Annotated in this window: 21 protein-coding genes and 1 pseudogene; 10 read left to right on the top strand and 12 right to left on the bottom strand. The window is 61.2% G+C overall.

Translation table 11 applies throughout. The annotated features are described in order from the left end of the window. The 6 genes from ACK5JE_RS11595 to ACK5JE_RS11620 all read right to left on the bottom strand — a co-directional run. Positions 1-1,081: retention module-containing protein (locus ACK5JE_RS11595; protein WP_416801868.1), on the bottom strand; the 1,081-nt coding region annotated here is incomplete at its 3' end. Positions 1,082-1,222: 141 nt separating this feature from the next. Next, the gene (locus ACK5JE_RS11600) at positions 1,223-1,879 is read right to left on the bottom strand and encodes a helix-turn-helix transcriptional regulator (protein ID WP_416801869.1); all 657 of its coding nucleotides are present in this window, start codon (positions 1,877-1,879) and stop codon (positions 1,223-1,225) included. Positions 1,880-1,890: 11 nt separating this feature from the next. Further along, entirely contained in the window at positions 1,891-3,177 is a 1,287-nt protein-coding gene (locus ACK5JE_RS11605) for an HlyD family type I secretion periplasmic adaptor subunit (protein WP_416801886.1), read from the bottom strand. A 79-nt stretch (positions 3,178-3,256) separates the two neighbouring features. Beyond that, complete coding sequence (locus ACK5JE_RS11610) at positions 3,257-5,464, bottom strand: type I secretion system permease/ATPase (RefSeq protein ID WP_416801870.1); 2,208 nt, start codon at positions 5,462-5,464, stop codon at positions 3,257-3,259. Between the two features lie 14 nt (positions 5,465-5,478). Continuing rightward, complete coding sequence (locus tag ACK5JE_RS11615; RefSeq protein ID WP_416801871.1) at positions 5,479-5,700, bottom strand: hypothetical protein; 222 nt, start codon at positions 5,698-5,700, stop codon at positions 5,479-5,481. 120 nt (positions 5,701-5,820) lie between these two features. Next, positions 5,821-7,314 carry a TolC family outer membrane protein gene (locus ACK5JE_RS11620; protein ID WP_416801872.1) on the bottom strand — a complete coding sequence of 498 codons (1,494 nt, stop codon included), beginning with the start codon at positions 7,312-7,314 and terminating at the stop codon, positions 5,821-5,823. Between the two features lie 519 nt (positions 7,315-7,833). Here ACK5JE_RS11620 and ACK5JE_RS11625 point away from each other — a divergent pair. Genes ACK5JE_RS11625 through ACK5JE_RS11635 form a run of 3 tightly spaced genes read left to right on the top strand, consistent with a single transcriptional unit; the run spans position 7,834 to position 10,577 of the window. Continuing rightward, positions 7,834-8,727, top strand: coding sequence for an AEC family transporter (locus ACK5JE_RS11625; RefSeq protein WP_416801873.1), 894 nt, complete (start codon positions 7,834-7,836; stop codon positions 8,725-8,727). Positions 8,728-8,745: 18 nt separating this feature from the next. Further along, on the top strand, positions 8,746-9,252 hold the full coding sequence (tsaE, locus tag ACK5JE_RS11630; RefSeq protein ID WP_416801874.1) for a tRNA (adenosine(37)-N6)-threonylcarbamoyltransferase complex ATPase subunit type 1 TsaE: 507 nt from the start codon (positions 8,746-8,748) through the stop codon (positions 9,250-9,252). Beyond that, positions 9,219-10,577: an N-acetylmuramoyl-L-alanine amidase gene (locus ACK5JE_RS11635; protein ID WP_416801875.1), complete on the top strand. Its 1,359-nt coding sequence runs from the start codon at positions 9,219-9,221 to the stop codon at positions 10,575-10,577. Before tsaE ends, ACK5JE_RS11635 begins: the two co-directional genes overlap by 34 nt. An 84-nt stretch (positions 10,578-10,661) precedes the next feature. Here the strand turns inward: ACK5JE_RS11635 and ACK5JE_RS11640 are convergent, their stop codons facing one another. Further along, complete coding sequence (locus tag ACK5JE_RS11640) at positions 10,662-11,306, bottom strand: VTT domain-containing protein (protein ID WP_416801876.1); 645 nt, start codon at positions 11,304-11,306, stop codon at positions 10,662-10,664. A 52-nt stretch (positions 11,307-11,358) separates the two neighbouring features. On the opposite strand from ACK5JE_RS11640, the gene mutL reads away from it, so the two are divergent. Together mutL and miaA are read left to right on the top strand one after the other, a co-directional pair. Continuing rightward, the gene (gene mutL, locus ACK5JE_RS11645; RefSeq protein WP_416801877.1) at positions 11,359-13,326 is read left to right on the top strand and encodes a DNA mismatch repair endonuclease MutL; all 1,968 of its coding nucleotides are present in this window, start codon (positions 11,359-11,361) and stop codon (positions 13,324-13,326) included. Between the two features lie 77 nt (positions 13,327-13,403). After that, positions 13,404-14,357: a tRNA (adenosine(37)-N6)-dimethylallyltransferase MiaA gene (gene miaA, locus ACK5JE_RS11650; protein WP_416801878.1), complete on the top strand. Its 954-nt coding sequence runs from the start codon at positions 13,404-13,406 to the stop codon at positions 14,355-14,357. A gap of 62 nt (positions 14,358-14,419) precedes the next feature. Here miaA and purM read toward each other — a convergent pair whose 3' ends face one another. Beyond that, positions 14,420-15,469, bottom strand: coding sequence for a phosphoribosylformylglycinamidine cyclo-ligase (purM, locus tag ACK5JE_RS11655; RefSeq protein WP_416801879.1), 1,050 nt, complete (start codon positions 15,467-15,469; stop codon positions 14,420-14,422). Between the two features lie 149 nt (positions 15,470-15,618). Here purM and hda point away from each other — a divergent pair, with 149 nt between their 5' ends. The 5 genes and pseudogenes from hda (at position 15,619) to ACK5JE_RS11680 (ending at position 19,502) form a co-directional block, all read left to right on the top strand. After that, positions 15,619-16,281: a DnaA regulatory inactivator Hda gene (hda, locus tag ACK5JE_RS11660; protein WP_416801880.1), complete on the top strand. Its 663-nt coding sequence runs from the start codon at positions 15,619-15,621 to the stop codon at positions 16,279-16,281. Further along, the gene (locus ACK5JE_RS11665; RefSeq protein WP_416801881.1) at positions 16,278-16,982 is read left to right on the top strand and encodes an HAD family hydrolase; all 705 of its coding nucleotides are present in this window, start codon (positions 16,278-16,280) and stop codon (positions 16,980-16,982) included. Before hda ends, ACK5JE_RS11665 begins: the two co-directional genes overlap by 4 nt. A gap of 40 nt (positions 16,983-17,022) precedes the next feature. Next, positions 17,023-18,420 carry a polynucleotide adenylyltransferase PcnB gene (gene pcnB, locus ACK5JE_RS11670; protein WP_416801882.1) on the top strand — a complete coding sequence of 466 codons (1,398 nt, stop codon included), beginning with the start codon at positions 17,023-17,025 and terminating at the stop codon, positions 18,418-18,420. Between the two features lie 56 nt (positions 18,421-18,476). Next, a pseudogene (folK, locus tag ACK5JE_RS11675) lies at positions 18,477-18,980 on the top strand (2-amino-4-hydroxy-6-hydroxymethyldihydropteridine diphosphokinase); the annotation flags it as partial. 9 nt (positions 18,981-18,989) lie between these two features. Then, on the top strand, positions 18,990-19,502 hold the full coding sequence (locus tag ACK5JE_RS11680; protein ID WP_416801887.1) for a dihydrofolate reductase: 513 nt from the start codon (positions 18,990-18,992) through the stop codon (positions 19,500-19,502). 143 nt (positions 19,503-19,645) lie between these two features. On the opposite strand, the gene ACK5JE_RS11685 is transcribed toward ACK5JE_RS11680, so the two are convergent. The 4 genes from ACK5JE_RS11685 to ACK5JE_RS11700 all read right to left on the bottom strand — a co-directional run bounded on the left by ACK5JE_RS11685 (position 19,646) and on the right by ACK5JE_RS11700 (position 24,156). Next, positions 19,646-20,818, bottom strand: coding sequence for a DNA adenine methylase (locus ACK5JE_RS11685; RefSeq protein WP_416801883.1), 1,173 nt, complete (start codon positions 20,816-20,818; stop codon positions 19,646-19,648). Next, positions 20,815-22,119, bottom strand: a complete 1,305-nt coding sequence (locus ACK5JE_RS11690) for a hypothetical protein (protein ID WP_416801884.1) — start codon at positions 22,117-22,119, stop codon at positions 20,815-20,817. Before ACK5JE_RS11690 ends, ACK5JE_RS11685 begins: the two co-directional genes overlap by 4 nt. Continuing rightward, the gene (locus ACK5JE_RS11695; RefSeq protein WP_416801885.1) at positions 22,116-23,675 is read right to left on the bottom strand and encodes a DGQHR domain-containing protein; all 1,560 of its coding nucleotides are present in this window, start codon (positions 23,673-23,675) and stop codon (positions 22,116-22,118) included. The genes ACK5JE_RS11690 and ACK5JE_RS11695 overlap by 4 nt, the downstream gene beginning before the upstream one ends. A gap of 268 nt (positions 23,676-23,943) precedes the next feature. Beyond that, positions 23,944-24,156: a tautomerase family protein gene (locus ACK5JE_RS11700; RefSeq protein ID WP_416801815.1), complete on the bottom strand. Its 213-nt coding sequence runs from the start codon at positions 24,154-24,156 to the stop codon at positions 23,944-23,946. Positions 24,157-24,185 lie beyond the last annotated feature (29 nt).

Raw genomic sequence — 24,185 nt, forward strand, 5'->3', positions numbered from 1 at the left:
CGTCGGCGCCTTGCGTGTCCACGCCACTGGCGTTCGTGTTCGTCGTGCCCACGCCCGTGATCACGTTGCCCGTCTCGGCCGTGTACTGGCCCACGGCCAGGCTGTCGGTGTCGGCACGCGCCACGGGCACATCGTCGACAATGAGGGCGATCAGGTCAGCCGACGCCGTACGGCCGAGGCTGTCACTGACCATGATCTTGATGTCATCGGGCAGGGCATCCCGGGCCAGCGGATGATTCAGAGGAGCATCGGACTGATAGATATAACTCACGGTTCCCGCGACCGGATCATAGCCGGTCAGGGTCAGCAGGCCCGTTTCCGTATCGATCACGATCGGCGTCGAGCCTGAAGCGGACAAGCGGTCCAGATCCGCCAGAGAAACCGTCAGGGTGCCCGTCTGACCTGTCTCAGGGCTGAAGGCGAATTGCAGGCTGCCAAGCCCGGCAGACGCTGTGAAAGCAAAAGAACCCGGGACCCCTGCGATCGTATCGTCCTCTTGGATATAGAACGCACTCGGGAGCACATCAGGCCCGCCGCTGTTGCCATCCGGATCATTGCCGACATTGATTGTCGGCCCGGCCGGATCCTCGTCCCTGGCTGCCACGCCGTTGAACGGCACGAATTCCGGCGCCTCCGCCGAGCCCAGGCGCGGGTAGGTCAGGCTCAAAGGCGAGGAGGTCTCGATCACACTGGACAAGCGGACGAAACTGGCACCGCCGCCACCACTGCCCCCGGTCAGCACGGCGGTCGTCGGATCGATGACATCGAAGGGATCCCGTCCCGACTCAAGAGCGGCCAGGACTTGATCAGCGACATGGGCGGCGAGCGTGTCCACGGCATGCTCGGCCGGTTGCGGCTGCGCCGCGGCCAGATCGTCGGTGACCAGCATATCAGTGTTCTGACCCACGATGACCGGCGGTACGCCATTGGCCTGCAAGGTGACCGAAGCACCCTCGCCTGTCACGATCTGGGCGTTGACCGGTACGCGCATCCCCTCGTGCAGAGCAACCATCGTGCCATCGGATGTACGCATCCAGGCCTTGCCAGTGACATGAGTGATCAGGACGGTATCGGTCGCCATGTAAAGATTCCTAATTCAGTGGGCCGGCAGCGTGGCGGAATGCGCTCTGGCGGCGATCATCCCTCTGGATACTATCGATGTCGCTCGTACCCGCCTATTGGCGGGAAAGACAGTATCCGCAGGAAAATGGCCCTCTCGGGCTCAGAGGTCCGCGTCGCCGGGTGTGGTCTGGGATGTCGGCTGATCGATGCCATGAACCCGCAGTGCCAGCATCAGGCGGTCCGAGACGCCCAGCTTGTCAAAAATCGCGGAGATATGCGCCCGGACAGTACGCTCGGTAATGCCGAGATTGTCGGCAATGGACTGGTTGGAATGACCCAGGGCAACATAACGCGCGACATCGCGCTCACGCACCGTCAGATCGCGCCCCCAATCCTGACTGGACTCGGGCGTGGACTGACCGATCTGGCTGAGCATGCGGGACAGCATGCCCCTGCCGACCCAGATCTCGCCGCCCATGACGTGGCGCAGGACACGCTCCAGGCCCGTCAGAGGCATGTATGCATGCACATAGCCGACCGCCCCCGCGATCAAGGCGCGCTGGCCTTCGGGATCGCCGGGATGCGTGCTGGCGACGACGACCTGCAGTCCCGCGGGCACGTCCGGGATATCCGACCTGGCTTTGGGCAGCAGACGGGCGTCCATGATGACCAGCACTCCACGCCTGCTCCAGGCGGTCAACTCAGACAGGCGATGGCCGCGCGCGGGCGCCCAGCCGGAACCCGCCAACCCGCCCAGCCCCGCCCAATGCCTGTACAAGGCATCGTCGGCAGTCAACAGCAACACCGGCATCGTCATGAGGAACCCTTTCAACGCTCGCGGAAGGCATTGGAATGCGCGCGCAGCACGGGTTTGAGCAGATACTGCATCAGCGTACGCTTGCCCGTCAGGATATGGACCTCAGCCATCATCCCGGGAATGATGGGCCGCTCATCACTGCCGACATAGGCGGTATCCGTGCGAACCTTCACGATGTAATAGGCATTCCCCTTTTCATCGATGATGGAGTCGGCGCCAATTTCCTCGACATGGCCTTGCAGGCCGCCGTAGATGGAAAAATCATAGGCCGTGAATTTGACCTCGGAATTCTGGCCGGGATACAGGAAGCCGATATCGCGCGGATTGATACGAACCTCGAGCAGCAGGGTATCGTCCGAGGGGACGATTTCCATGATGTCCTTGCCAGGCTGAACCACGCCACCCACCGTATGGGCGATCAGTGTCTTGACGGTTCCGTTGACCGGAGACCGGATACTGGACAGCGTCACTCGGTCAGCCAGGGCAACCTGGCCTTCCAGCAAAGTGGACAGCTTGGCGCGGGCCTCCGAAAGATCGGTCCGCGCCTGGTTGCGGAAGGTCACCTCGGTTTCATCGAGTTTGGCCTCGGCCTCCTGGATGGAGGCCTGAATCTTGTCGATCTGCGCGGCAGCGGCCTTCTGTTCGCCACAAAAACGCGCCACATCGCGCTGCAGCCGGAGCAGATCGACCTGGGACACCGCACCGCTGGAAAGCAACGGCCGGGTGATGGTGTATTCCCGCGAAGACAGCGCGCAGCTGGTGGCCGCCTGATCCCGGTTGGCGATCGTGGCGCGAAGTTCCTGCTGGCGCTGGTTGAGTTGCTCCCGGGCGACCGTCAGGTTGGCCTGCAATTCATCGATGCGGGCCTGCCAGACGCTGCGCTCCTGTTCAGCCAATTCCGGCGCCTGTGCCCGGACATCTTCAGGGGCCTGATAGGGCGTGTCATTGGCGATGGCATCCAGGCGGGCGATCTTGGCCTTCAGCGCAAGAGATTCGGCACGACTTTCTCCCAGGGACGAAGAAAATCGCGTGGGATCGATGCGCAGCAGCACCTGGTCTTTCATGACCTTGTCACCGGGATGCACCAGAATCTGCTGGACGACGCCGCCGTCCAGGCTCTGGATGACCTGAAGCTGACGCGAAGGCACGACCTTGCCCTCGCCACGCACGACTTCGTCGATCTTGGCGGTGGACGCCCAAGCGATCAGCACGCCCATCGTCAACAGGGACACCCAGATCAACAGCCGCGACCCACGGGTGCGCTGCTGGCTGAGCGTCCAGGCAGCATCATCGATCATGTCGCCACGCACCTCCTCGCGCCTGGAGGCCAAGGACGATCGCAATCCGGACAGGAAATCAGGCAGCATTCCCATGGCATCAGCTCCTGTGGGTACCGCCGATGTGGCCCTGACGCAGAGCCTCGACAACCTGTGCCTTGGGGCCATCCGCCACGATGCGGCCATGGTCGATGACCATCAGGCGATCGACCAGGTCCAGCAGGGATGTCCGGTGCGAAACCAGAATCAGCGTCTTGCCCTGGCTGGCCGCTCTCAAGCGGGCCTTGAGCTGGGATTCGCTCTGATGATCCATGTTGCTGCTGGGCTCATCCAGCAGCAGGATCTGGGGGTCATTGACCAGTGCGCGGGCAATGGCGATGGACTGGCGCTGACCACCGGACAGAGAGTCGCCGCGCTCGCCAACGAGCATGTCATAGCCCTCGGGATGCGCTGCCGCGAACTCATCCACGCCTGCCAACTGGGCGGCACGCAAAATATCCTCGTCCGAGGCGAAAGGCGAGGCAATGCTCAGGTTGTGCTTGAGGGTGCCGTAGAACAACACCGGATCCTGAGGCACGTAGCCCACGGCGCGGCGCACATCGGCGGGATCGATCTGGTTCAGGTCGATGCCATCGATCAGGACGGCGCCCGAAGTGGGGGCATAGAGTTTGAGGATGAGCTTTTCGAGCGTCGTCTTGCCCGAGCCGATGCGTCCGATGATGCCGATTTTTTCGCCAGGCCGGAGGCGAAAGCTGATGTTGTCCAGCGCCGCGATGGCGCTGCGAGGATAGGCGAAGGTGACGTCCTGGAATTCGATACCGCCTTGCAGGACAGGGCGCGGCATGAAGGCGCGATCCGCCGGGCGCTCGACCGGCATGCCCATGTAGTTGTCGATGGACCTCAGCGACGCCTTGGCATTGTGGTACTGCATCATCAGGCCGACCACCTGGCCCAGTGGCGCCAGACAACGCCCGGAAATCATGGAGGCCGCAATGATGCCGCCCATGGTCATGCCTTCACTGACCAGATAGACACCGATCACCACGACGGCAATGTTGACCAGTTGCTGGCAAGTCTGCACGAAACTGACCGTGACCGACGAGGTGAGCTTGATATGCGCCCCCAGCTCGGCCAGCCAACGGGTGGATTCTTCCCACATGCGCTGGGAATGACTCTGGGCATTCAGGGCCTTGACGGTTTCCATGCCGTTCAGGGTCTCGATCAGGCCCGCATTGCGCTGCGCCCCGGCCTGGAAAGACTCGAGGGTCATCTTTTCGACACGCGCCAGGGAAAACAGCGACATGATCAGGATCGCGACGATGGCCACCAGGGGCGGCAACACCATCCATGGAGAAATCCAGGCCAGCACGACAAGGAAAAGCACGGCAAAAGGCAAATCCACCAGGGTGGTCAGGCTGGCCGAGGCGATGAAATCGCGCACGGACTCGAAAGATCGCAGATTGGAGGCAAAGGAACCCACGGACACCGGGCGGCTTTCCATGCGCAGGTCCAGGACCTGCTCCATGATGCGGGAGGAAAGCTCCACATCCACCCGTTTGCTGGCAATATCCACGACATAGGCACGAATGGCCGTCAGCACCAGATTGAACACCATGGCCAGCGCAATGCCGATCGTCAGCGCCCAGAGCGTCTCGACCGCGCTGTTGGGAATCACCCTGTCATAGATGTTCATCGTATACAGCGGCATGACCAGCGCGAAGATATTGATCAGCACGGCCGCCGCCACCGCATCGCGGTAGAGCTTCCAGTTGCCCAGCATCGCCGCCCAGAACCAATGGCCGCTGCGGGCCCGCATGCGGGCGTCCTGGGTCCGGTCCTCGGTGCGATAGCGCGGCTGCACGAAACATGCCAGGCCGGAATATTCGGCTTCCAGTTCGGCACGCGGAACCTCGACGGGCTCGGCCGCCTCGGGATAATGAACCAGGTAATGGTCGCCGCGCTCCAGGATCAATACGCAGGCACGCTGATTCTTCAAAAACAGGATGGCCGGCATCACGCTGCGCGACCAATTGCCCAGGTCGCGGCGCACAACGCGCGCGCTGCACTGGGCACGGCCTGCAGCACGGCTCAACAGAGACGGTGTCAGACGCTGATCCACCAGAGGCAGACCTGAAGACAACTGCTGCGCCGTGCAAGGACGGCCCAGCAGCCGCGTGATCAGAACCAGGCTGGCCAGCAGAGAATCGTCATGCAGTTGATGGGGCGGGATGCCCGGCGATTCCGGCGATGGGTCGGAAGGGTCGGAAGGGTCGGGCAGGTCGGCAGCGTGTTCAGGCAGTGTCGTCATGGCGGCAGGTGGCATCAGAGGATGACATCGTCGTCGGAAATCAGGTTCAGGGCGCCTTGCAAACGCTCTCGGGCACGCTTGCGCCTGGCCAGTTTCTCCAGCGCCTGAGGAGGAAGATCCGTCAAGCGCAGTGTCCCGTTGGCGATCAGCGCGTCGATCAGATCTTCCAGGACGCGGATGAATTCGGCGTCCAGCGCCGAAAGGTCCTGTTTGAACCGGTCCTGATCAGAGGTCATTGGCATTCCCCAAAGTCACAGGAAAAGCCTGGTCGTCGCCTCTGCGGCGCACTCCCGTGCCTTCACCTTCAGACCGGGCCATGAGGCCCGGATGTTATTTCGTTACTGCTGTGCCGGGCGTCAATTCCAGCCGCTGGCCTCGCCAGGCGACTGGCCGGCGGGCGTCAGCACGGGCGGCTTGAGGCCGGACTGATAATCGACACGGACGGGCCGCAGGTTGCCGGTATCCGGCAGCGGTGTCAGGCAAGCTTTGAGCACCTCATCGGGAAACTCGAGCTTGGCGGCCTCATCCGGTCGCTCCTCATAAGGATCGGCCAGTCCCAGCGCGGTCAGCAATCTGTGGGACAGCCCCAGCCAGCGGTATTCGGCAATACGCAAGTCGAAGATCCCGTTGGTGAGCGCCCGCTTGGCATCGAACAGCTCGTTTTCGGTATCCAGCAGATCGAGCAACGTCCGCTGACCGATCTTGAACTGCTGCATGTAGGCCACGCGCACCTTGGTCATGCTGCGTTCATGTTGCTGCAGGAAGGGAATCTGCTGGCGCAGACGTTCGATATTGTTCCAGGCGACAGCGAGTTCCTGCTGGACATTGCGGCAGGTGTAGTCGCGGACATCCCGGGCGGCATACGTCCGGGCCGCCGTCTGGCGCACGCGCGCGGCATCCGCACCGCCGCGAAACAGGTTGAACGATGCCATCAGCTGGACATTCGAACTGTGGCTGGAGTCATCGTTGATATAGGGCGGGTCGGAGCGATCCCGGCCCGTGGCGGCACGCAACTCGAGCGTCGGCGCAAAACGTCCCTGGGCAGAGGCTTTGCCGCGTTCAGCGGCCTGAACCAACGCCTGTTTGGCCAGAACGGAGGGATTGGCGCGCACAGCCGAACTGAAGTCGTTCGGCTTCTTCGACAGCACGGCCTCGATCCCGGGGACTTTATCCAGCGTCTGCGGTGGAACCTGGCCGACGATCCGCTGATAGCGCTGGGTGACGTCGTTCAGATTGCCCGAAGCCGTCATGAGATTGGTCTGGGCCAGCGCCAGACGGGCCTGGGCCTGGACCTCGTCCACACCGCGGCCCACTCCCGAGGAACTGCGCTCAGAAATCTGCCCCAGGATGTCCTCGTGCAGATTGTAGTTCTGCTGCGCGAGGACGACCTGCTCACGATAACGCTGAACATCCAGGTAGGCCTGCGTCGCCTGCTGGGCCAGATCATCGACCGTTGCCTTCAGCGTGTAATAGTCGGCCAGTTTTTCAAACCCCAGCTGGCGCACATCGTTGATCGTGGAAAAACCATCGAACAGCAACTGGCGCAAAGACAGGCTGTAGCCGTTGCGCGACCAATCCTCGGCGCCGTTGATGCTGGTGCCGCCGCGATATTCATGGCCTGTCCAGCCCTGCAGATTGACCTCGGGCAACAAAGCGCCGCGGCGAACCTTCTGGCCCTCGACACTGGACTGAAAACTATGGAACTGGGCACCCACCGCAGGATTGTTGAGTACGGCGCGTTCGACTGCCTGAGGCAGCGTGATGCCGTCAGCCCACGCCACAACGGAAAACGGAAAGGCAAGAACACCCAAAAGAACAGACCGTGTTGTTTTTTTATGACCCATCGTCATGCACTACGCTCCCGACTCGAAAACCCGACGGACAACAGGACTGTCTGATCTCCAGCCCCCGGCTCCATGCGATTGGGCGCATGCTCAAAAAACACACCGAAATTGAAAAAAGCGTTCACATCAATCACAGAAGCAGATCTATTTATGTATCTGTAATGAAACATTATTGTAACTATATAATTTAAATCAACACAATTTATTTTTATAGTGGAAATTCACGGCAGCCCTGAGCAGGACAGCCTCGACGTCATGAAGGAACCCCCGATTTCAGGCTGGAAGGGGGATAATTTGAATTCAAAGCACCTGTTTTTCAGGCATGCCTCACAGGCGGCCCTACCCGTTCGGGCCTTATGCTACAGACATGGATATTACAGGTAAATACGATACTGAACAGAGGGTCATTACAGACTATTACAGATCGAAGGCCCGATTCGCTCTCCCGTCCTCCCGTCATCCGACGGCGCGTGCGCCACGGCCCAGGCCACGTACAATCTCGCGAATGCCCCCTGACCGCCGCCCATGTCCGTCATCCTGCTCATCCTGCCCGATTTCCTGCTGATCGCCCTGGGCTGGCTCCTGCTGCACCGGCTGGGGTTCGACCGGGCCTTTTTCACGGGCGCGGAAAAGCTGGTCTATTTCATTCTGTTCCCTGCCCTGCTGTTCGAGTCCATCACCCGGACCCCGCTGGACCTGAGCAATACCACGGTCCTGCTGGCCGCAACGATCGGCGTGATGCTGGGTGGCATCGCGCTGGCCTGGCTGGGCCGCCTCACGGTGCGCCCCGATCCGGCGGCACACGCTTCGGTTGCGCAATGCGCCTTCCGCTTCAATACGTATCTGGCGCTTTCCCTGGCCAGCAACCTGGGCTGGCCGGGCGCCCAGACGACCATGGCCGTGATCGTGGGCTTTGCCGTGCCGATCAGCAACATCGGGGCAGTGCATGCTCTGGCCAGCCGCCATGGCGGCGGCGCGCTGAGAGAAATCGTCCGCAACCCGTTCATCCTGGCCACACTGGCCGCACTGATTTGCAACTTCACGCGGATCCACATCCCCCACGTCGTCGACGTCGCCCTCGAACGGCTGGGGGCTTGCGCCATTGCCATCGGTCTGCTGTGCGTGGGCGCCACGCTGTCACTGCAGGGCGGGCGGACACATGCACCGCTGATGGCCTGGATTGTCGCGGCCAAGCTGATCCTGCTGCCGCCGATCGCATTGGCACTGGCCTGGGCGCTGGGCCTGTCCGCCAGCGAACGGCTGGTGCTGCTGCTGTTCAGCGCCCTGCCCACTGCCTCATCGGCCCACGTGCTGGCAGCCCGCATGGGCGGCGACGACCGGCTGGTAGCTGTCACCATGTCGATCGGCACACTACTCTCGGCCATCACCTTGCCCCTGTGGCTCAGCGCCATGGCCTGAATCCTGGAAAGCGCCACGATGACGACGCCATTGAACACCCTGAAATATGCACTGCCCGATGAGGACACGACTGTCGTCCTGGCGCAACGACTGGCAGAACTGGCCTGCGGCCGGGCGCCGGGAGGCCCCGCCGCAGGCGGCCGGATCCACCTGCGGGGAGAGCTGGGCGCGGGCAAGACCACCCTGGCTCGCGCCCTGTTACGGGCCGGCGGAGTGACCGGCCGGATCAAAAGTCCCAGCTACGCCCTTCTTGAAAGCTATAACGTTTCTAACTTATACTTCTATCACTTTGATTTCTATAGACTTAGAGATACGCATGAATGGCTGGATGCCGGATTCGACGAAGTGCTGGGCGAACACGCGATTTTCCTGATCGAGTGGCCCGAGCAGGCGGGCGACCGCCTGCCGCCGCCTGACTTGGACATCCACCTGGAATATAACGGTACGGGTCGGGCCGCCCACCTGACCGCCTGCAGCGAAAAAGGACAGCAATGGCTGACGTATCTGGACCCGCCACGCCGATGAATCCCCCGCCCGTCCCTCTGCGGCGCAAAATGATCGCGGGCGGGTGCACGCTGATGCTGCTGCCCGTTGTGCCGCGCCTGGCCCAGGCAGCGACCATCGTGGCCGTACGCACTTGGCCGGCCGATGAATACACGCGCGTGACCCTCGAAATGGACACCGAGCTGAAGGCCGAGCATTTCACGCTCGACAGCCCGCACCGGCTGGTGGTGGACATCGAAGGCATCCAGCTCAGCGCCGCCATCAATGACCTGGTCGCCAAGATCAAACCCAACGATCCCTACATCAGCACCGTGCGCGTGGGCCAGAATCGCCCCAACGTGGTGCGCCTGGTGTTCGACCTCAAGCAGGATATTGCGCCCCAGGTCTTCACCCTGAAACCCATCGGGGAATACAAATACCGCCTGGTGCTCGATCTGTATCCGAAGGTCGCGCAGGATCCCTTGATGGCGCTGCTCAAAGACGCGGAAAATGATCCGCTCGCCGGCGTGCTCGAAAGCCTCGCCCAGAACAGCCCCTCCGAGGCGCCCATCCCCTCGGTCGAAGGGCAGAAACTCCCGCCTGTCGCCCGCAAGCCGGACGATGCGCCCGCCACCCCGCCGCGCACCGCGCCCAGCCGCCCGAACCGCCCGATCCTGATTGCGCTGGATCCCGGCCACGGCGGCGAGGATCCAGGCGCCATCGGCAAACGCGGTACACGCGAAAAAGATGTCGTTCTGCAGATCGCGCAGCGGCTGAAAAAGATGATCGACGCCCAGCCGAACATGCGCGCCTATCTGACCCGTGACCGCGACTACTTCGTACCGCTGAATGTGCGTGTGCAGAAAGCCCGCCGTGTCCAGGCCGACCTGTTCATTTCCATTCACGCCGACGCCTGGATCAAACCATCGGCGCGCGGCTCGTCGGTCTGGGCGCTTTCACAGCACGGCGCGACCAGCTCGGCCGCCCGCTGGCTGGCTAAAAAAGAAAACGACGCCGACCTGATCGGTGGCGTCAACCTGAGCGCGCACAACGCCCAGGTGGCCAAGGTACTGCTGGACCTGTCCACGGGGGCGCAGATCAACGACTCCATTCGTGTCGGCACCCAGGTCCTGAACGAAATCGGCAAGATCAACAAGCTGCACAAGAACCGCATCGAGCGCGCGGGCTTTGCCGTGCTGAAAGCCCCGGACATCCCGTCCATCCTGGTCGAGACGGCCTTCATCAGCAATCCCCAGGAAGAACGGCTGCTGCGGACCTCGGCGCACCAGGAGCGCATCGCCAACGCGGTGCTCAGCGGGGTGCAGGACTATTTCTCGGCCCACCCCGCACTGGCCCGGCGGGCCTGATCCGTCATCAGGCCCGGTTCATCTAAATCCCGTCAAACACAACGACAGGGCCCGGCCATGCCTGGGTCAGGCCGTCCGTTCAGATCAGACCGACCCGGTCTTGCGGCCGCGCAGCAGCTTCCATAACACGCCGCCGACCGCCGGCACGGCCGCCGTCCCCACGCCGATCAGCACGATCGTGTTGAGGTGTTCCTTGATGATCGGCACATTGCCGAAAAAATAACCCAGGGTGATCAGCCCCGCGATCCAGATGATCGCGCCCAGGGCGTTGTACAGCTGAAAGGTCAGCCAGCGCATGCCTGCGACCCCGGCCACGAAAGGCGCGAAGGTCCGGAACAGCGGCAGGAAGCGCGACAGCACGATGGTCTTGCCGCCGTGTTTTTCATAGAAAGCATGCGTCCTGAGCAAGGCCTTGCGGTCCAGAAAACGGTAATCGCGCGAGAAGACCTTGGGTCCGATGAAATGCCCCACCTGGTAATTGACGGTATTGCCCAGAATCGCAGCCACGATCAGGATGCCGCCCAGCAGCACGGGGTCCAGCAGACCGGATGCACCAAAGGCCCCGGCGATGAACAGCAATGAATCCCCCGGCAGGAACGGCAGCACGACCAGTCCTGTTTCACCAAAAATGATGAGGGCCAGAATCAGGTAGATCCAGGCGCCATATTGCGCCACCCAGACCCCCAGGTACTGGTCGATATTCAGGATGAGTTGGAAAAGATCAGCCATTTGGCCGCAAAACCTCAAAGGACAGGAACAATCCGTCACTATAATCGTTTTCATGATGCGAACCATTGCCGCCCTGCCCGACGTCCTGATCAGCCAGATCGCTGCGGGCGAAGTCATTGAACGCCCTGCTTCCGTCCTCAAGGAATTGCTGGAAAACGCCCTGGACGCCGGAGCCAGGGCCATCGAGATCCGCCTGGACGGCGGCGGCATCCGCCGCATCCTTGTGACCGACGATGGCCACGGCATCCCGCCCGACCAGATGCCGCTGGCTCTGCAGCGTCATGCCACCAGCAAGATCACATCCCTGGCTGAACTGGAATCGGTGGACACGCTGGGATTCCGGGGCGAGGCCCTGGCCTCGATCGCCTCGGTCGCTCAATTGACCCTGAGTTCGCGCACCGATGGCGATACGCAGGCCTGGCAGGTCGCCGCCGGCCAGCAGACCCCGACCCCGGCAGCGGGCGCCGTCGGCACCCGCGTGGATGTGCGCCAGCTATTCGACCACATTCCCGCGCGCCGCAAATTCCTGCGCAGCGAACAGACCGAATACGCTCACTGCCTGGATGCCGTCGAACGCATCGCGCTGGCGCACCCTCAGGTGGCGCTGCGGGTGTTTCACAACGACAAGCCCCAGCGCAACTGGCCGGCCACCGACATCCATGGCCGCATCCGCGATGTGCTGGGCGATGAATTCACGGCCCAGAGCCTGCCGGTCTCGGCCGAACAGGGACTGGTCGCCCTGGAAGGCTGCATCACGCGCCCCACCTTTGCCCGCAGCCGGGCCGACCGTCAATACCTGTACGTCAACGGCCGCTACGTGCGTGACCGAACGGTTTCCCACGCTGTGCGGCAAGCCTACGCCGATGTGCTGCACGGCGACCGCCAGCCGGCCTTCGTGCTGTTCCTGACGCTGGATCCGGCGGGGGTGGATGTGAACGTGCATCCGGCCAAGCACGAGGTCCGTTTTCGCGACAGCGGGGCCGTGCACCGCTATGTCGCACAGGCACTGAGCGAGGCCCTCGCAGGGCGCGGCGGCGCCGCCCTGGACAGCCCTGCCGACGCGCCACCCGCGCCGACAGACAGCGATGCCGCCCAAGGAACGCCTCCGGCCCCGACACTCTATCCTGATCGATCCACGGCTCCGCCCCCTCCCCGCAATCCAGCATCCTCCGCCTCTCCCTACCCCGGCAGAATACCGGTTCAGCAGCGGTTCCCGCTGAACGACCGGATCCCGGCCCAGGACTGGCGCAAGCTGTACCAGCCGCTGGGCGGCGGCGAGCAGGCCGATCCGGCGCGGACAACGCCGGACCGCGAGGCAACGGGTGATCCGGCTCAGCCGGGCGGACCGATGGCCGACTTCGTAACCAGGGACGATGCCTCGCCCGGCGTAGCCGTCACCGCGGCCCCGTCCTCGACGCAACGCGAGGGGGAGACCGACCTGCCCCTGGGCATGGCGCTGGGACAACTGCATGGCATCTACATTCTGGCGCAGAACGCGCGCGGCCTGATTCTGGTGGACATGCATGCCGCGCACGAGCGTGTCGTCTATGAATCCCTGAAACAGGCCCTGGAGCAGGCCCCCCTGCCGGCGCAGGAACTGCTGGTGCCGGTCGTATTCACGGCGACCGAACTCCAGGTCGCCACCGCCCAGGCGCACCAGGACATGCTCGACGACCTGGGTCTGCGGATCCGCGCCACTGGCCCGGCCTCTCTGGCTGTGCGGGCCGTGCCGGCCCTGCTGGCCCGGGGCGATATCGAGTCCCTGGCGCGCGGCGTACTGGCCGACGTCGAACGGATCGGCCACTCCGCCCGGCTGATCGAACAGCGCAACGAGCTGCTGTCGACCATGGCCTGCCACGGCGCCGTGCGCGCGCACCGTCGTCTGACGCTGGACGAAATGAATGCGCTGCTGCGCCAGATGGAACGCACCGAGCGCGCCGACCAGTGCAACCACGGCCGCCCGACCTGGTTCCAATGGAGCCTGACGGACCTGGACAGGCTGTTCATGCGGGGACAGTAGGCGCCGCGCATTCCGATTCTGTGCAGAACGGCCGCCGGCGCCACGCGCCGGCTCCGCGGTCGGCGATAATCTCCACCATGCCCACTCATCCCCCCGTCCTGATCTGCCTGGCCGGCCCGACAGCTTCCGGCAAGTCCGCCGCCTCCCTGGCCCTGGCCGAGCGCTGGCCCATCGAAATCATCGTGATGGACTCGGCCACGATCTACCGGGACATGGACATCGGCACGGCCAAGCCGACGGCCGAGGAGCAGGCGCGTGCGCCGCATCACCTGCTGGACATCCGCGACCCGGCGCAGGCCTATTCCGCCGCAGAGTTCGCCCGGGATGCCGCCGGGCTGGCGCAGGACATCCGTGCGCGCGGGCGCATTCCCCTGCTGTGCGGGGGCACCCTGCTGTACTACAAGGCACTGCGCGAAGGATTGAACGACCTGCCCGAGGCCGATCCGGCCATCCGCCGGCAACTGGACAATGAGGCATCGGAACACGGCTGGCCCGCGCTGCACGCCGAACTGGCCCGGGTGGACCCCGTCACGGCAACCCGGCTGGCGCCCAACGACAGCCAGCGCCTGCAGCGCGCGCTGGAAGTCTGGCGCGGCACCGGACGCCCTCTGAGCGACTGGCTGGCCGAACCGCAGCGTCCCGTCCTGCCTGGCTGGCGCTTCGAGACGATCAGTCTGGAACCCTCCGACCGCACGGTCCTGCACGCCCGGATCGCGCATCGCTACACGGACATGATCGATGCCGGACTGCTGGACGAGGTACGGTCGCTGCGTGAACGGCCGGATCTGCATCCGGGGCTGCCGTCGATCCGCTGCGTGGGCTACCGCCAGCTCTGGGATCACCTGGATGGCCGCATCCCCCTGGACAAAGCCATCGAGCAGGCCATTGCCGCCACCCGGCAATTGGCCAAGCGCCAGATCACCTGGCTGCGATCCCTGCCCCAACGGCAGACGGTGGACTGCCTCTCGGATCAGGCGGTGGAACAGGTCATCGCGCGCTGCGCCCAGGCGCTCGAGGCCCGAGCGTCGTGATCGGGACCGCTCGGGCCATGCGCCTGCCGGTCACGCTCGCCTCAAGCCTGATCAACGGCGGGTCAATCGACGAGAGTCTGCGCCCCGCCCTCGGCCTGCGTTTCGATCTCGCCCAGCGCATGAACGGTTTCGCCTTGCGCGCGCAGGGTCTCCGCGATGGCATCGGCCTGCGCCGGGTCCACCACCAGCACCATGCCGATACCGCAATTGAACACACGCGCCATCTCCTGGTCGGCCACGCCGCCCTGGGCCTGCAACCACTGAAACAGCGCCGGCCATTGCCAGGCGTCACGATGCAGATGAGCGCACAGGCCCGGCTGCAGAATGCGCGGCACGTTTTCCAGCAGACCACCGCCAGTGATGTGCGCCAGGCCCTTGATTCCCGTGCGATGGGCCGACAAGGCAGCCAGCACGGACTTGACGTAGATGCGGGTGGGCGCCATGACCACATCGCCCAGCGACCGGCCATCCAGATCCTGCTCGGGGCGGGCGCCGGCATGCTGCAGGATCTTGCGCACCAGCGAATAGCCATTGGAATGCGCACCGCTGGAGGCCAGCCCCAGCACGACGTCGCCGACCCGAATGCCGGCCCCGTCGATGATCGCGGATTTTTCGACTGCGCCCACCGCGAAGCCCGCCAGGTCATACTCGCCATCGGGATACATGCCGGGCATTTCTGCCGTCTCGCCCCCGATCAGGGCGCAGCCGGCGAGTTCGCAGCCGCGCGCGATGCCCCCCACGACGCTGGCCGCCGTCTCCACGGACAGCTTGCCGCAGGCAAAATAGTCCAGGAAATACAGCGGCTCGGCCCCCTGGACCAGAATGTCATTGACGCTCATGGCGACCAGATCGATGCCCACGGTATCGTGACGCTGCCATTCGAACGCCAGACGCAGCTTGGTGCCCACCCCGTCGGTGCCGGACACCAGCACCGGTTCGCGCAGATGGCGCGGGATTTCGAACAGGGCGCCGAAACCACCGATCCCCGCCATCACGCCGGGGCGCAGGGTGCGGGCGGCCAGAGGCTTGATACGATCGACCAGCGCGTCGCCAGCATCGATGTCGACCCCGGCATCGCGGTAGGTCAGAGAGGGAGAGGAGCCTTGTGTCATGAGAAAAACCGTCGAATGTGCAAGAATTGCGGGTTTGAGTATCCGCCTGATTTTACGATGAAGTGCCCACCCGCATGACGCAAGACCGGCAACCCCCTCAGGCTCCCGCCCCCGCGCCGCAGTTGTTGCTCGACATTCTGCCAGGATCGATGCCATCGCTTGACGGTTTCGTTCCCGGGGCGAATCTGGCCGCGCTGGAGGCCGTGCGCCTGCTCGCGCCCGGACACGCCGTGTATCTGTGGGGAGGTATCGGCTCGGGACGCAGCCATCTGCTGCGCGCCCGGGCGCAAGGCGACGACTGCCACTACCTGGATGCGCGATCTCCGGCGGAACGTCTGCATGCGCTGGCCACCGACGAGGACCTGACCCCGGCGCTGGTGGCGGTCGACGACGTCGCCGACCTGAATCCCGCCGCCCAGGCGGCCCTGTTCGCCCTGTTCAACCGCTGGCGCACCGCTGCCGGCACAGCGGGCGCCTTCGCCCTGCTGACCGCAGGTGACCGGGCCCCATTGACCATGCCCTTGCGCGAAGACTTGCGCACCCGCCTGGGCTGGGACCTGGTCTTCCGGCTGGAACAACTGTCCGACGAAGACCGCGCCCAGGCCCTGCGTGATCGCGCCCGGCAGCGCGGGCTGCAGCTTTCCGACGAAGTCCTGCACTGGATCCTGACCCACTGCGACCGCGACATGGGACGCCTGACCACGTTGATCGACAGCCTGGACCAGTATTCCCTGGCCCGCCACCGCCCCATCACCCTGCCTTTGCTCAAAGACCTGCTGGCCGGCGCCCCGGCCTCCTCGAGGAACGCATGAATCCGCCAACCCATCTGGCCCTGTTCGATCTGGACCACACCCTGCTGCCCTTCGACAGCGACTATCAGTGGGCCGAATTCCTGGCCCGCACCGGCCGCGCCGGCGATCCAGAACAAGCCCGCCGCCGCAACAAGGACCTGATGCGCCGTTACAACGAGGGCATCCTGTCCGCCGAGGAGGCTGCCGACTTCATGCTGGGGTTGCTGCGCCTGGGCAAACCGGACGAACTTGGCCAGTGGCATCGGGACTACATGACCGAAATCATCGAGCCAGGCATCTTGCCCGTCGCGTGCGAACTGGTGGCCGGACACCGGGACCGGGGCGGACTGTGCGCCATCGTCACGGCAACCAATGCTTTCGTCACCACACCGATCGCCCGCATGCTGGGTTTCGAACACCTGATCGCCACCATCCCTCAGCGCGATGCCCAGGGCTACTACACAGGCCGCATCGAAGGCACGCCCAGCTTCAAGGCGGGCAAGGTGCTGCGCGTGCGCCAATGGCTCGAGGGTCTGGGGCTGCAACTGGAAGATTTCCAGGAATCCTGGTTCTACAGCGACTCCATGAACGACCTCCCCCTCCTGGAGGCCGTGACCCACCCGGTCGCGACCAATCCCAGTTCGGCGCTGCGCGAAACCGCCACGGGCCGGGGCTGGCGCATCCTGGACCTGTTCGGCCCCCTGCAGGACGCAAAATCCTGAATCTCAGCAGGGGGCGGGACAAAGCCTTAAAATACGCGCCATGCTCAAGCAGACCATCAAGAATTTCGTCTCGCGCCTGCTCGCGACCCCGCCCAGTGGCCCGGTGCGCCTGTCGCGCGACAAGCACGGCATCGACCGGCGCCTGGTGTCGCGACACGCCATCAAAGTCTGCGAAGTCCTGAACCAGCACGGCTTCGACGCCTATATCGTGGGCGGGGCCGTGCGCGACCTGATCGTCGGCCTGGAACCCAAGGACTTCGACGTCGCCACCAACGCCACGCCCAACCAGGTTCGTCCGCTGTTCCGGCGCGCCCGCATCATCGGCCGACGCTTTCAGCTGGTGCATGTGGTGTTCGGCCAGGAAATCATCGAGACCTCGACCTTCCGAGCGCCGTCCTCCGGCAACCAGGCCACCGACGAGCATGGGCGCATCCTGCGCGACAACGAATTCGGCACCCATGAAGAAGACGCCGCCCGGCGCGACTTCACCATCAACGCGCTGTACTACGACCCCCTGAAAGAAGAAGTCATCGACTTCCATCAAGGCGTGGCCGACCTGAAAAACCGTGTCGTGCGCACGATCGGCGACCCGGACACCCGCTACCGCGAAGACCCGGTGCGCATGCTGCGGGCCCTGCGTTTCCAGGCCAAGCTGGGCGCGCGAATCGACCCGGCCACCGAGGCCCCGATCAGCCTGCTGTCGTCGCTCATCGAGCACGTTCCCTCTTCGCGCCTGTTCGATGAGACGCTCAAACTGCTGACCTGTGGTCACGCCATGGACTGTCTGCGCGAACTGCGCCGCTCGGGTCTGACGAAAAGCCTGATCCCGCTGATCGATCGCATCTTCGAAGAAGACGGCGGCGAAGCCTTTGTGGAAATCGCCCTGTCGCGCACCGACGCCCGGGTACGCTCGGGCAGGCCCATCAGCCCCAGCTTCCTGTTCGCCGCCTTGCTGTGGCGACTGGTGCAAAAACGCTGGACGGCGTTGATCGCCCAAGGCATTCAGCGCAATGAAGCCCTGATCCGCGCAGCCGACTCCGTGATCGAGGAACAGATGGACAAGCTTGCCATCCAGCGTCGCCATCAGGCCGACATGCGCGAGATCTGGCTGATGCAGGCCCGTTTCGAACGAGCCACGGTGCGCTCGATCTGGCGCATGATGGAACAGCCACGCTTTCGCGCCGCCGTGGATTTCCTGCAGTTGCGCGCCGAGGCCCGCGAGGTCGACAGCGTCCTGGCGCAATGGTGGATGGACCTGTCCGACAGCAACGATGAGCGCCGCTCGCAGATGATCGACACCTGGCAGGCTGGCCATGCCGGCGCCCGCCGCACCGGCGCCGGCACAACCCGCAAGCGCCGCCGCAGGCGCAGCGCGTCTTCGGGCGCCAGCGGCCAATCTGCTCAACCCGACGCCACACCGGACGGCGACGCAGCCTGAACCGCTCTCATCCGTCTGGCGCGCGACCCGGCCTGATCGCCGCAGCACCCGCTACCATGAGCCTCTCCCCCCCATCTTCCGACACCTCGCCCATCCTGGCCTATGTCGGTCTGGGCGCCAATCTGGGCGATGCTGCCGACACGGTCCACCGGGCCGCCGCCGAGCTGGCCGCCATCCCCGGCATAACCGGGCTGAGGCTCTCACCCTTGTACGGCTCCGCGCCCGTGAATGCCAGCGGTCCGGACTACGTCAACGCCGTGGCCAGCCTTCGCACCATGCTGCCTCCCCTGGAACTGCTGGCAGCATTGCAGGCCATCGAACAACGCCACGGCCGGGAACGTCCCTACCGCAATGCCCCGCGCACCCTGGATCTGGATCTGCTGCTGTATGCGGACCAGAGGATCGACCTGCCCGGCCTGACCGTGCCGCATCCCCGCATGCACGAACGCGCCTTCGTCTTGCGCCCCCTGAGGGATCTGGCGCCCGATCTGGCGTTGACCCAGGGCAATCTGAGCACGCTGCTGGCACGCTGCACGAGCCAGGCCATCCATCCGCTGGAGACCCCCGCCATGCCGACCCCGCCCCCGATCCGCCTGGTGGTCGCCTATACCGACAATCGCGTCATTGGCCGCGACGGCACCATGCCCTGGCATCTGCCCGCGGACCTGGCGCATTTCAAACGCAGTACCCTGGGGCACCCCATCATCATGGGACGCAAGACCTGGCTGTCCCTGGGACGTCCTCTGCCCGGCCGGCGCAATCTGGTGCTCAGCCGCGACCCTGACTTCGCCCCGTCCGGCGCCGAGCGCTACCCCACGCTCGAAGCCGCCCTGACCAGTTGCACCCACGCTGATCTCGCCTGCGTCATCGGCGGTGAACAGATTTTTCGCCTGGCCCTGCCGCTGGCCGACGAATTGATCGCCACGGAAATCCATACCGAGCTGGACGGCGATACCTGGTTTCCTCCCCTGCCTGCAGGACAATGGCGTGAGACAGAACGACTGTCCCAGCCACCGGCCAACGGTCTGGCCTATGACTTCGTCAGCTATCGGCGTATTCCGGGGACGAAAATCACCGTCTGAGCCTGCAACATCCCTGCCTGACGCAAACCAGCGGACGGATTCGCCCGGCGCCCCGACGCAACATCGGCGCACAAAGGCTTCCGTTCAAAAAAGGGCCAGTGCCTATGTTGAAAGTTTCTTTGCGGGCAAGAGCGAGAAAAAAATCAGGAATGGCGAAAACAAACAATGCTTTCCTTGCATTCCTTCCTTCCTCCACGATTACTTTCTCCCCCGCCTAGTGTGCTAAAGGTTGAATTAACCTCAATGACTTCTATTGAATAAAATAGCTTTGTGCCATAAGAAACAAAATCGGATGCAGCTAGTCCATTACTAGCTTGAGATGAAGGAAAGGTGAGTACTAGCCCTAACTCTTGCTTTGCGCAGAATTGCACGAGTGCACGTGCTGCACTATGCGATTCTCCCTTTCGACTGAAAGAAGACGGAGGCCTTTCTGATAACGGCGGGTATCGACCAACCCCGGATACGTTAACGGAAATCCCTCTCGCCAAAGTTTCAAGAACATGATAGAACCGACTATAGTGAACATCCGAGTATGGAGGGTCGGCAAAAACCAAATCGCCTGGTTCCAATTTAGCAATGCCTTGCAAGTAGTCCCCTTGCTCGGCAGTTCCCGCTGCGGAAGCACAAAGCGATGAGATTTCGATTACTGCTTGTTCAACTAAGCTCCAGACATCACGACTCCAAGCCTCAATAATATATCGCGCAGCAGTAACGGTTGGCTGAAAAGGCTGAGCAGTGTGCCCTGGCGCAGCAGCACATTTACTTGCGGCCTCAACCAATGCTGCAATACAGATATCTTTAAAGAAAGGATCATCTGGAACCGATTGCCGCAATGCGTCAAGCTCCAAAGCTTGTAACGGTGAAAAATAATGCCCACCGTAAGCCAGAGTTAATGGGAAATCTCCGTCAAATTGGCTCAGCACAGTTGGAAGTACTGATTGACAGAACTTTCTGGATCGCAAAACGACCGTCTTTATTTTTCCAGCATTAACCAAATCCGGCTGAATTGACTGATGCGCATTGGGGAAATTAGAGGAAATAGTGCTCACTATTTTTTTTGCTGATCGGAACCAGTTTTCAATCAGCGGAGATGGATCAATCACCGATGTACGTCTTACGACTGCTGCTGCGCGCGCTACAGCGAAAGATTGGAGATCTCCAGAAACCACAATCTTATTTGTTCTTTGCGCCAAGAACCAAGAAACAGCCGCCGATCCACAAAATGGGTCTGCAATTCTCTGTGAATTCCTTGATTCATAAGAGAGAACGTCTCCGAGAACCGGAAGAAGCTTTCCTTTATGCCCCATGTACTTCATGCAATCAAACCCCAGGCCATGCATGCATCAGGGCGAATCAATCGAGCTGACAATCCAATATTTCCGGCCGTCCACAGGGAATTTGGGAATGGCGGTGTAAGATCAAGTTCCTCAACAGAAATCCGATAATCCTCCTCAATTTCGGGGAGTTCAATTTCGTCGTCAGGATTCCAGAGGCCCACGTGAAAGAGCCAATTTTCCATCCATTTCTTCGCCGAATTCGATGGACTTGTTGCGATGCTTTTCTTTGTTGCCAACATGGCCATCCTCAGAAGAAAGTAGCCGCGACATAGGACATTCTCCACATTGATTGCCTGATCGGCCGCCATAGAAAATGGAGTAAATGAATATGCTGACGGGTTAAGTCTTCGCAAGATGTCCTCTTCTTCCACCCCTGTGGCGGCAGAGATCCTAGTGGCGATATCAGCCAATTGGTCTTGCTCAGTCGGTTTTTGATTATTCTGACTTTGATTAATTAGCTTCGGAATGGCGTCCGCAACGATGTGGTTGATTAACGCGGCGTCAAAGGATAAAGATGAACCATCACTCAAGAACAGTCGCCACAAGTCCAAGACTAAATCTACATCCTTTCTTTCCATGGGGGCCAGAGACTTGCTAGCTAGCTTCGCCTCATAGCTTGAGATGTTCCTAGCATTGTGATCCCGTGTTGCATCCCAAAGATCGACCCCCCAGTTGCTAAGCGTTGCGGCAGTATTGACGTAGCGTACACTTCCGACAACATCGCCCAGCGACACTGATGGATGCAGCCTAATGCTGTCATTGAAAAGTGACACGGCGTCAAGCCTTTTTACCCATTCCTTCCATAGTCCCCAGACTGCTGCATGGGTCTTTTGGTTATCTAATTTTTTTTGTTTGCCTTGTGAGTCTAAATAATAGTAACCATACTGCTTAACTCTAATTCCGCTCCATGAAAACAAAGACATTGCGGCCCTCAACTCAGCGTAGTACGCCAAATGAAGGGCTTGATCGCCTGCATGCGACAGCATTGCATTTGTTGCAGAGGCAATATAGCGCCAACCCTCAATCAAATGAATTAGTTGCTCTGCTGCCAATGTCGTCTGTGGGCTGGCATTTGCTGGTAACAACAAATCGCCAAAAGATGTGACTGGGCAGAGCCCAGTCATACCTGTGAGTGTAGCGCCACCGTCCGCGTGCTGACAGGCATTGGAACACCATTGAGCAAGTTTCACTTGAGGGGATGTCTTTTTGTTCGACTTCATTCCTCCTGTCGAACTCTGGGCTGGGCTTTTTTTCCCCTTATTCTTGTGTGAGTTACTCATCTTCCAAGCAACTCCGCAGTTAGTTTTGCCGCTTCAGATACCTGCTTATTAGCACTCTTCTGTAGGCAATCGAGACATTTAGATTGCAGCAAGGAATACCCAGTGCTTCCACGGAATGCTGCCTGTTGCTGGCGCTGTTCCGGTGACAGGCTAGTTGAAGAAGAAGTACGCCAGTCAACACCCTCTACGAGGGCATCAGATACAGCAGAGAGAAAACTATTTGCCTCGCGCATCGCTAAGAACTCTTCCAGTGCAATGCTCACATCCTCATCCTCTGGCGAATCCGATACTCTTTTAGAATCCCACGATTCCAACTCAAGTTCTGCATATAAGACTTGGCATATCGCATTAAATACTACGAATACCGAACGAACACCTTGATCCGTTGCCAGCAACGTCGAGTTTCCAGCAAATGCTGGATGAAGACCATGAGGATTTGTTCTTTTCTGATCTGCAGGAGCTTTCGATGAGAAATCAGCAGAGGCACCTTTAACCCATTCTGCCTTAGACGCGCTAACCGCATCATGCATATGCCGCCAGCACGCGATTATGAAAGCCGCCTGCTGAGAGCGCTTCCAGGGCAAAACTCGCTCCCGACCTTCGCGGTCGATAGAGCCAAACAGTCCGCCAATACGATTATCTTTGCCCCATTTCCTCACGAAGCTAATCATCAACGAGCGAATAAATGCCGCGTTAGAAACATGACCTTCCACCCTGTTTCCATGTAGCTCGATTCTGTCTCTCCATGGACTCAGATCGTGCCTCCATAAAGTTTCAGTCAACTCTTGGGCACGGTGCTCTTGATAAACCTTGATTGTCTCTCCGCTCTGAAGCCAACTTTGGCTTCTTAGTTCCGGATAAAGATCGTAGGCAAGGCTCGGGTTTATTTTTTTAGGTTCTACGTTTATTACCCAAAACAAATACGCTTGCCAAGATTCAGTTAATCCGTCGAAGAAAACGACAGGAACTTCGTAATCGTCGCCAGGGCCAAACATACCAAGCTCATCCATCGCGAATAGGCGGTGTTGGCCATCAATAATCTCAACTGGCTCCAGCCCGGAAGACGGGATGAAAAAATTTTCTTCTGTCGCCTTCTCTGGTATATATAAAAAATGTCCCGACTCATCGCTTTTGATGCTGACCAAATTTTCTGCGTCAACACTAAGAACCTTACCTGCACGGCGGCGACTATCTTTTCCCCCAAGTACATTTACAAGTATCGAGGTTGGGAGCCATCCTGGATGGATTAATATGCGGTGATCCGCTGGATTTAACGATACTTGACTAGACAGCGGGTAACCGTATTGGAGATAGCGGGCTATGCTCTTTGAACGATCTTCTTGGTGAGCGCGCTGATATCCAGCACCTCGCCCGCCTTGTTTCCGCTCTTTAATTTGCCTGCGACTAACGCCCGCGAGTCGTCGCAAGGTAGATAATGGGATAGAGCCTATAAAAAAGTGTTTTGAAGGCTTTGGTAGATCTGGCGGCGACCACTCAGTATCTTCCCAAGTGGAAAGCCATTGCGAGACGCGGAGAAGGGGAATTTTTTTAGTCACGATGAATGCTCTTTTGCCAGCGATGCGCCATATGCTTACGTGCGTAATAATAAGCTAGAAGGATCTGTCAAATGCCAGATACCCCAGCATCAAATAATCAGAAAGGTGCGCGCCCGCGCCAAGGATCGCGTTCGTTCGCGCCATCAGCTATTTCTCCGTCTGTATTCAACGGATGATAGCCGATTTATTATTAATTAAACAGTATTGGGGCTAGCCTGGAAATTTCACGACGAGGGTAAAAAGGAATAGGCGATCCTCAGGCGCCGGCTCAGCCCGGTGTCTGGGCGCGCGCCCGGATCGTCGTCACGGTCTCGCCCGCAATGCCCCAGTTGTCGGTGTCGACCTCCTCGATCACCACAAAGGTAGTCTTGGGATTCTTGCCCAGCACGTCCACCAGCAGCTGGGTGGCCCCCTCGATCAGCCGGGCCTTCTGCTCGGCCGTGGCGCCCTCGCGGGTGATTTTGATGTTGACGTAAGGCATGACACGCAATCTCCAGATCGAACCATCAA

The organism is Castellaniella sp. (genome assembly GCF_047971665.1).
Taxonomy (GTDB): domain Bacteria; phylum Pseudomonadota; class Gammaproteobacteria; order Burkholderiales; family Burkholderiaceae_B; genus Castellaniella.

Excerpts from the sequence above, each read along its gene's own strand:
- ACK5JE_RS11640 (WP_416801876.1), bottom strand. The coding sequence starts at position 11,306 with ATGGCTGATCTTTTCCAACTCATCCTGAATATCGACCAGTACCTGGGG.
- ACK5JE_RS11610 (WP_416801870.1), bottom strand. The coding sequence starts at position 5,464 with ATGACGACACTGCCTGAACACGCTGCCGACCTGCCCGACCCTTCCGAC.
- pcnB (WP_416801882.1), top strand. The coding sequence starts at position 17,023 with ATGCTCAAGCAGACCATCAAGAATTTCGTCTCGCGCCTGCTCGCGACC.
- ACK5JE_RS11625 (WP_416801873.1), top strand. The coding sequence starts at position 7,834 with ATGTCCGTCATCCTGCTCATCCTGCCCGATTTCCTGCTGATCGCCCTG.
- ACK5JE_RS11615 (WP_416801871.1), bottom strand. The coding sequence starts at position 5,700 with ATGACCTCTGATCAGGACCGGTTCAAACAGGACCTTTCGGCGCTGGAC.
- ACK5JE_RS11700 (WP_416801815.1), bottom strand. The coding sequence starts at position 24,156 with ATGCCTTACGTCAACATCAAAATCACCCGCGAGGGCGCCACGGCCGAG.
- mutL (WP_416801877.1), top strand. The coding sequence starts at position 11,359 with ATGATGCGAACCATTGCCGCCCTGCCCGACGTCCTGATCAGCCAGATC.
- ACK5JE_RS11600 (WP_416801869.1), bottom strand. The coding sequence starts at position 1,879 with ATGACGATGCCGGTGTTGCTGTTGACTGCCGACGATGCCTTGTACAGG.
- ACK5JE_RS11635 (WP_416801875.1), top strand. The coding sequence starts at position 9,219 with ATGGCTGACGTATCTGGACCCGCCACGCCGATGAATCCCCCGCCCGTC.
- ACK5JE_RS11605 (WP_416801886.1), bottom strand. The coding sequence starts at position 3,177 with ATGATCGATGATGCTGCCTGGACGCTCAGCCAGCAGCGCACCCGTGGG.
- ACK5JE_RS11690 (WP_416801884.1), bottom strand. The coding sequence starts at position 22,119 with ATGAGTAACTCACACAAGAATAAGGGGAAAAAAAGCCCAGCCCAGAGT.
- ACK5JE_RS11680 (WP_416801887.1), top strand. The coding sequence starts at position 18,990 with ATGCCGACCCCGCCCCCGATCCGCCTGGTGGTCGCCTATACCGACAAT.
- ACK5JE_RS11620 (WP_416801872.1), bottom strand. The coding sequence starts at position 7,314 with ATGACGATGGGTCATAAAAAAACAACACGGTCTGTTCTTTTGGGTGTT.
- tsaE (WP_416801874.1), top strand. The coding sequence starts at position 8,746 with ATGACGACGCCATTGAACACCCTGAAATATGCACTGCCCGATGAGGAC.
- ACK5JE_RS11665 (WP_416801881.1), top strand. The coding sequence starts at position 16,278 with ATGAATCCGCCAACCCATCTGGCCCTGTTCGATCTGGACCACACCCTG.
- miaA (WP_416801878.1), top strand. The coding sequence starts at position 13,404 with ATGCCCACTCATCCCCCCGTCCTGATCTGCCTGGCCGGCCCGACAGCT.
- purM (WP_416801879.1), bottom strand. The coding sequence starts at position 15,469 with ATGACACAAGGCTCCTCTCCCTCTCTGACCTACCGCGATGCCGGGGTC.
- ACK5JE_RS11685 (WP_416801883.1), bottom strand. The coding sequence starts at position 20,818 with ATGAAGTACATGGGGCATAAAGGAAAGCTTCTTCCGGTTCTCGGAGAC.
- hda (WP_416801880.1), top strand. The coding sequence starts at position 15,619 with ATGCCATCGCTTGACGGTTTCGTTCCCGGGGCGAATCTGGCCGCGCTG.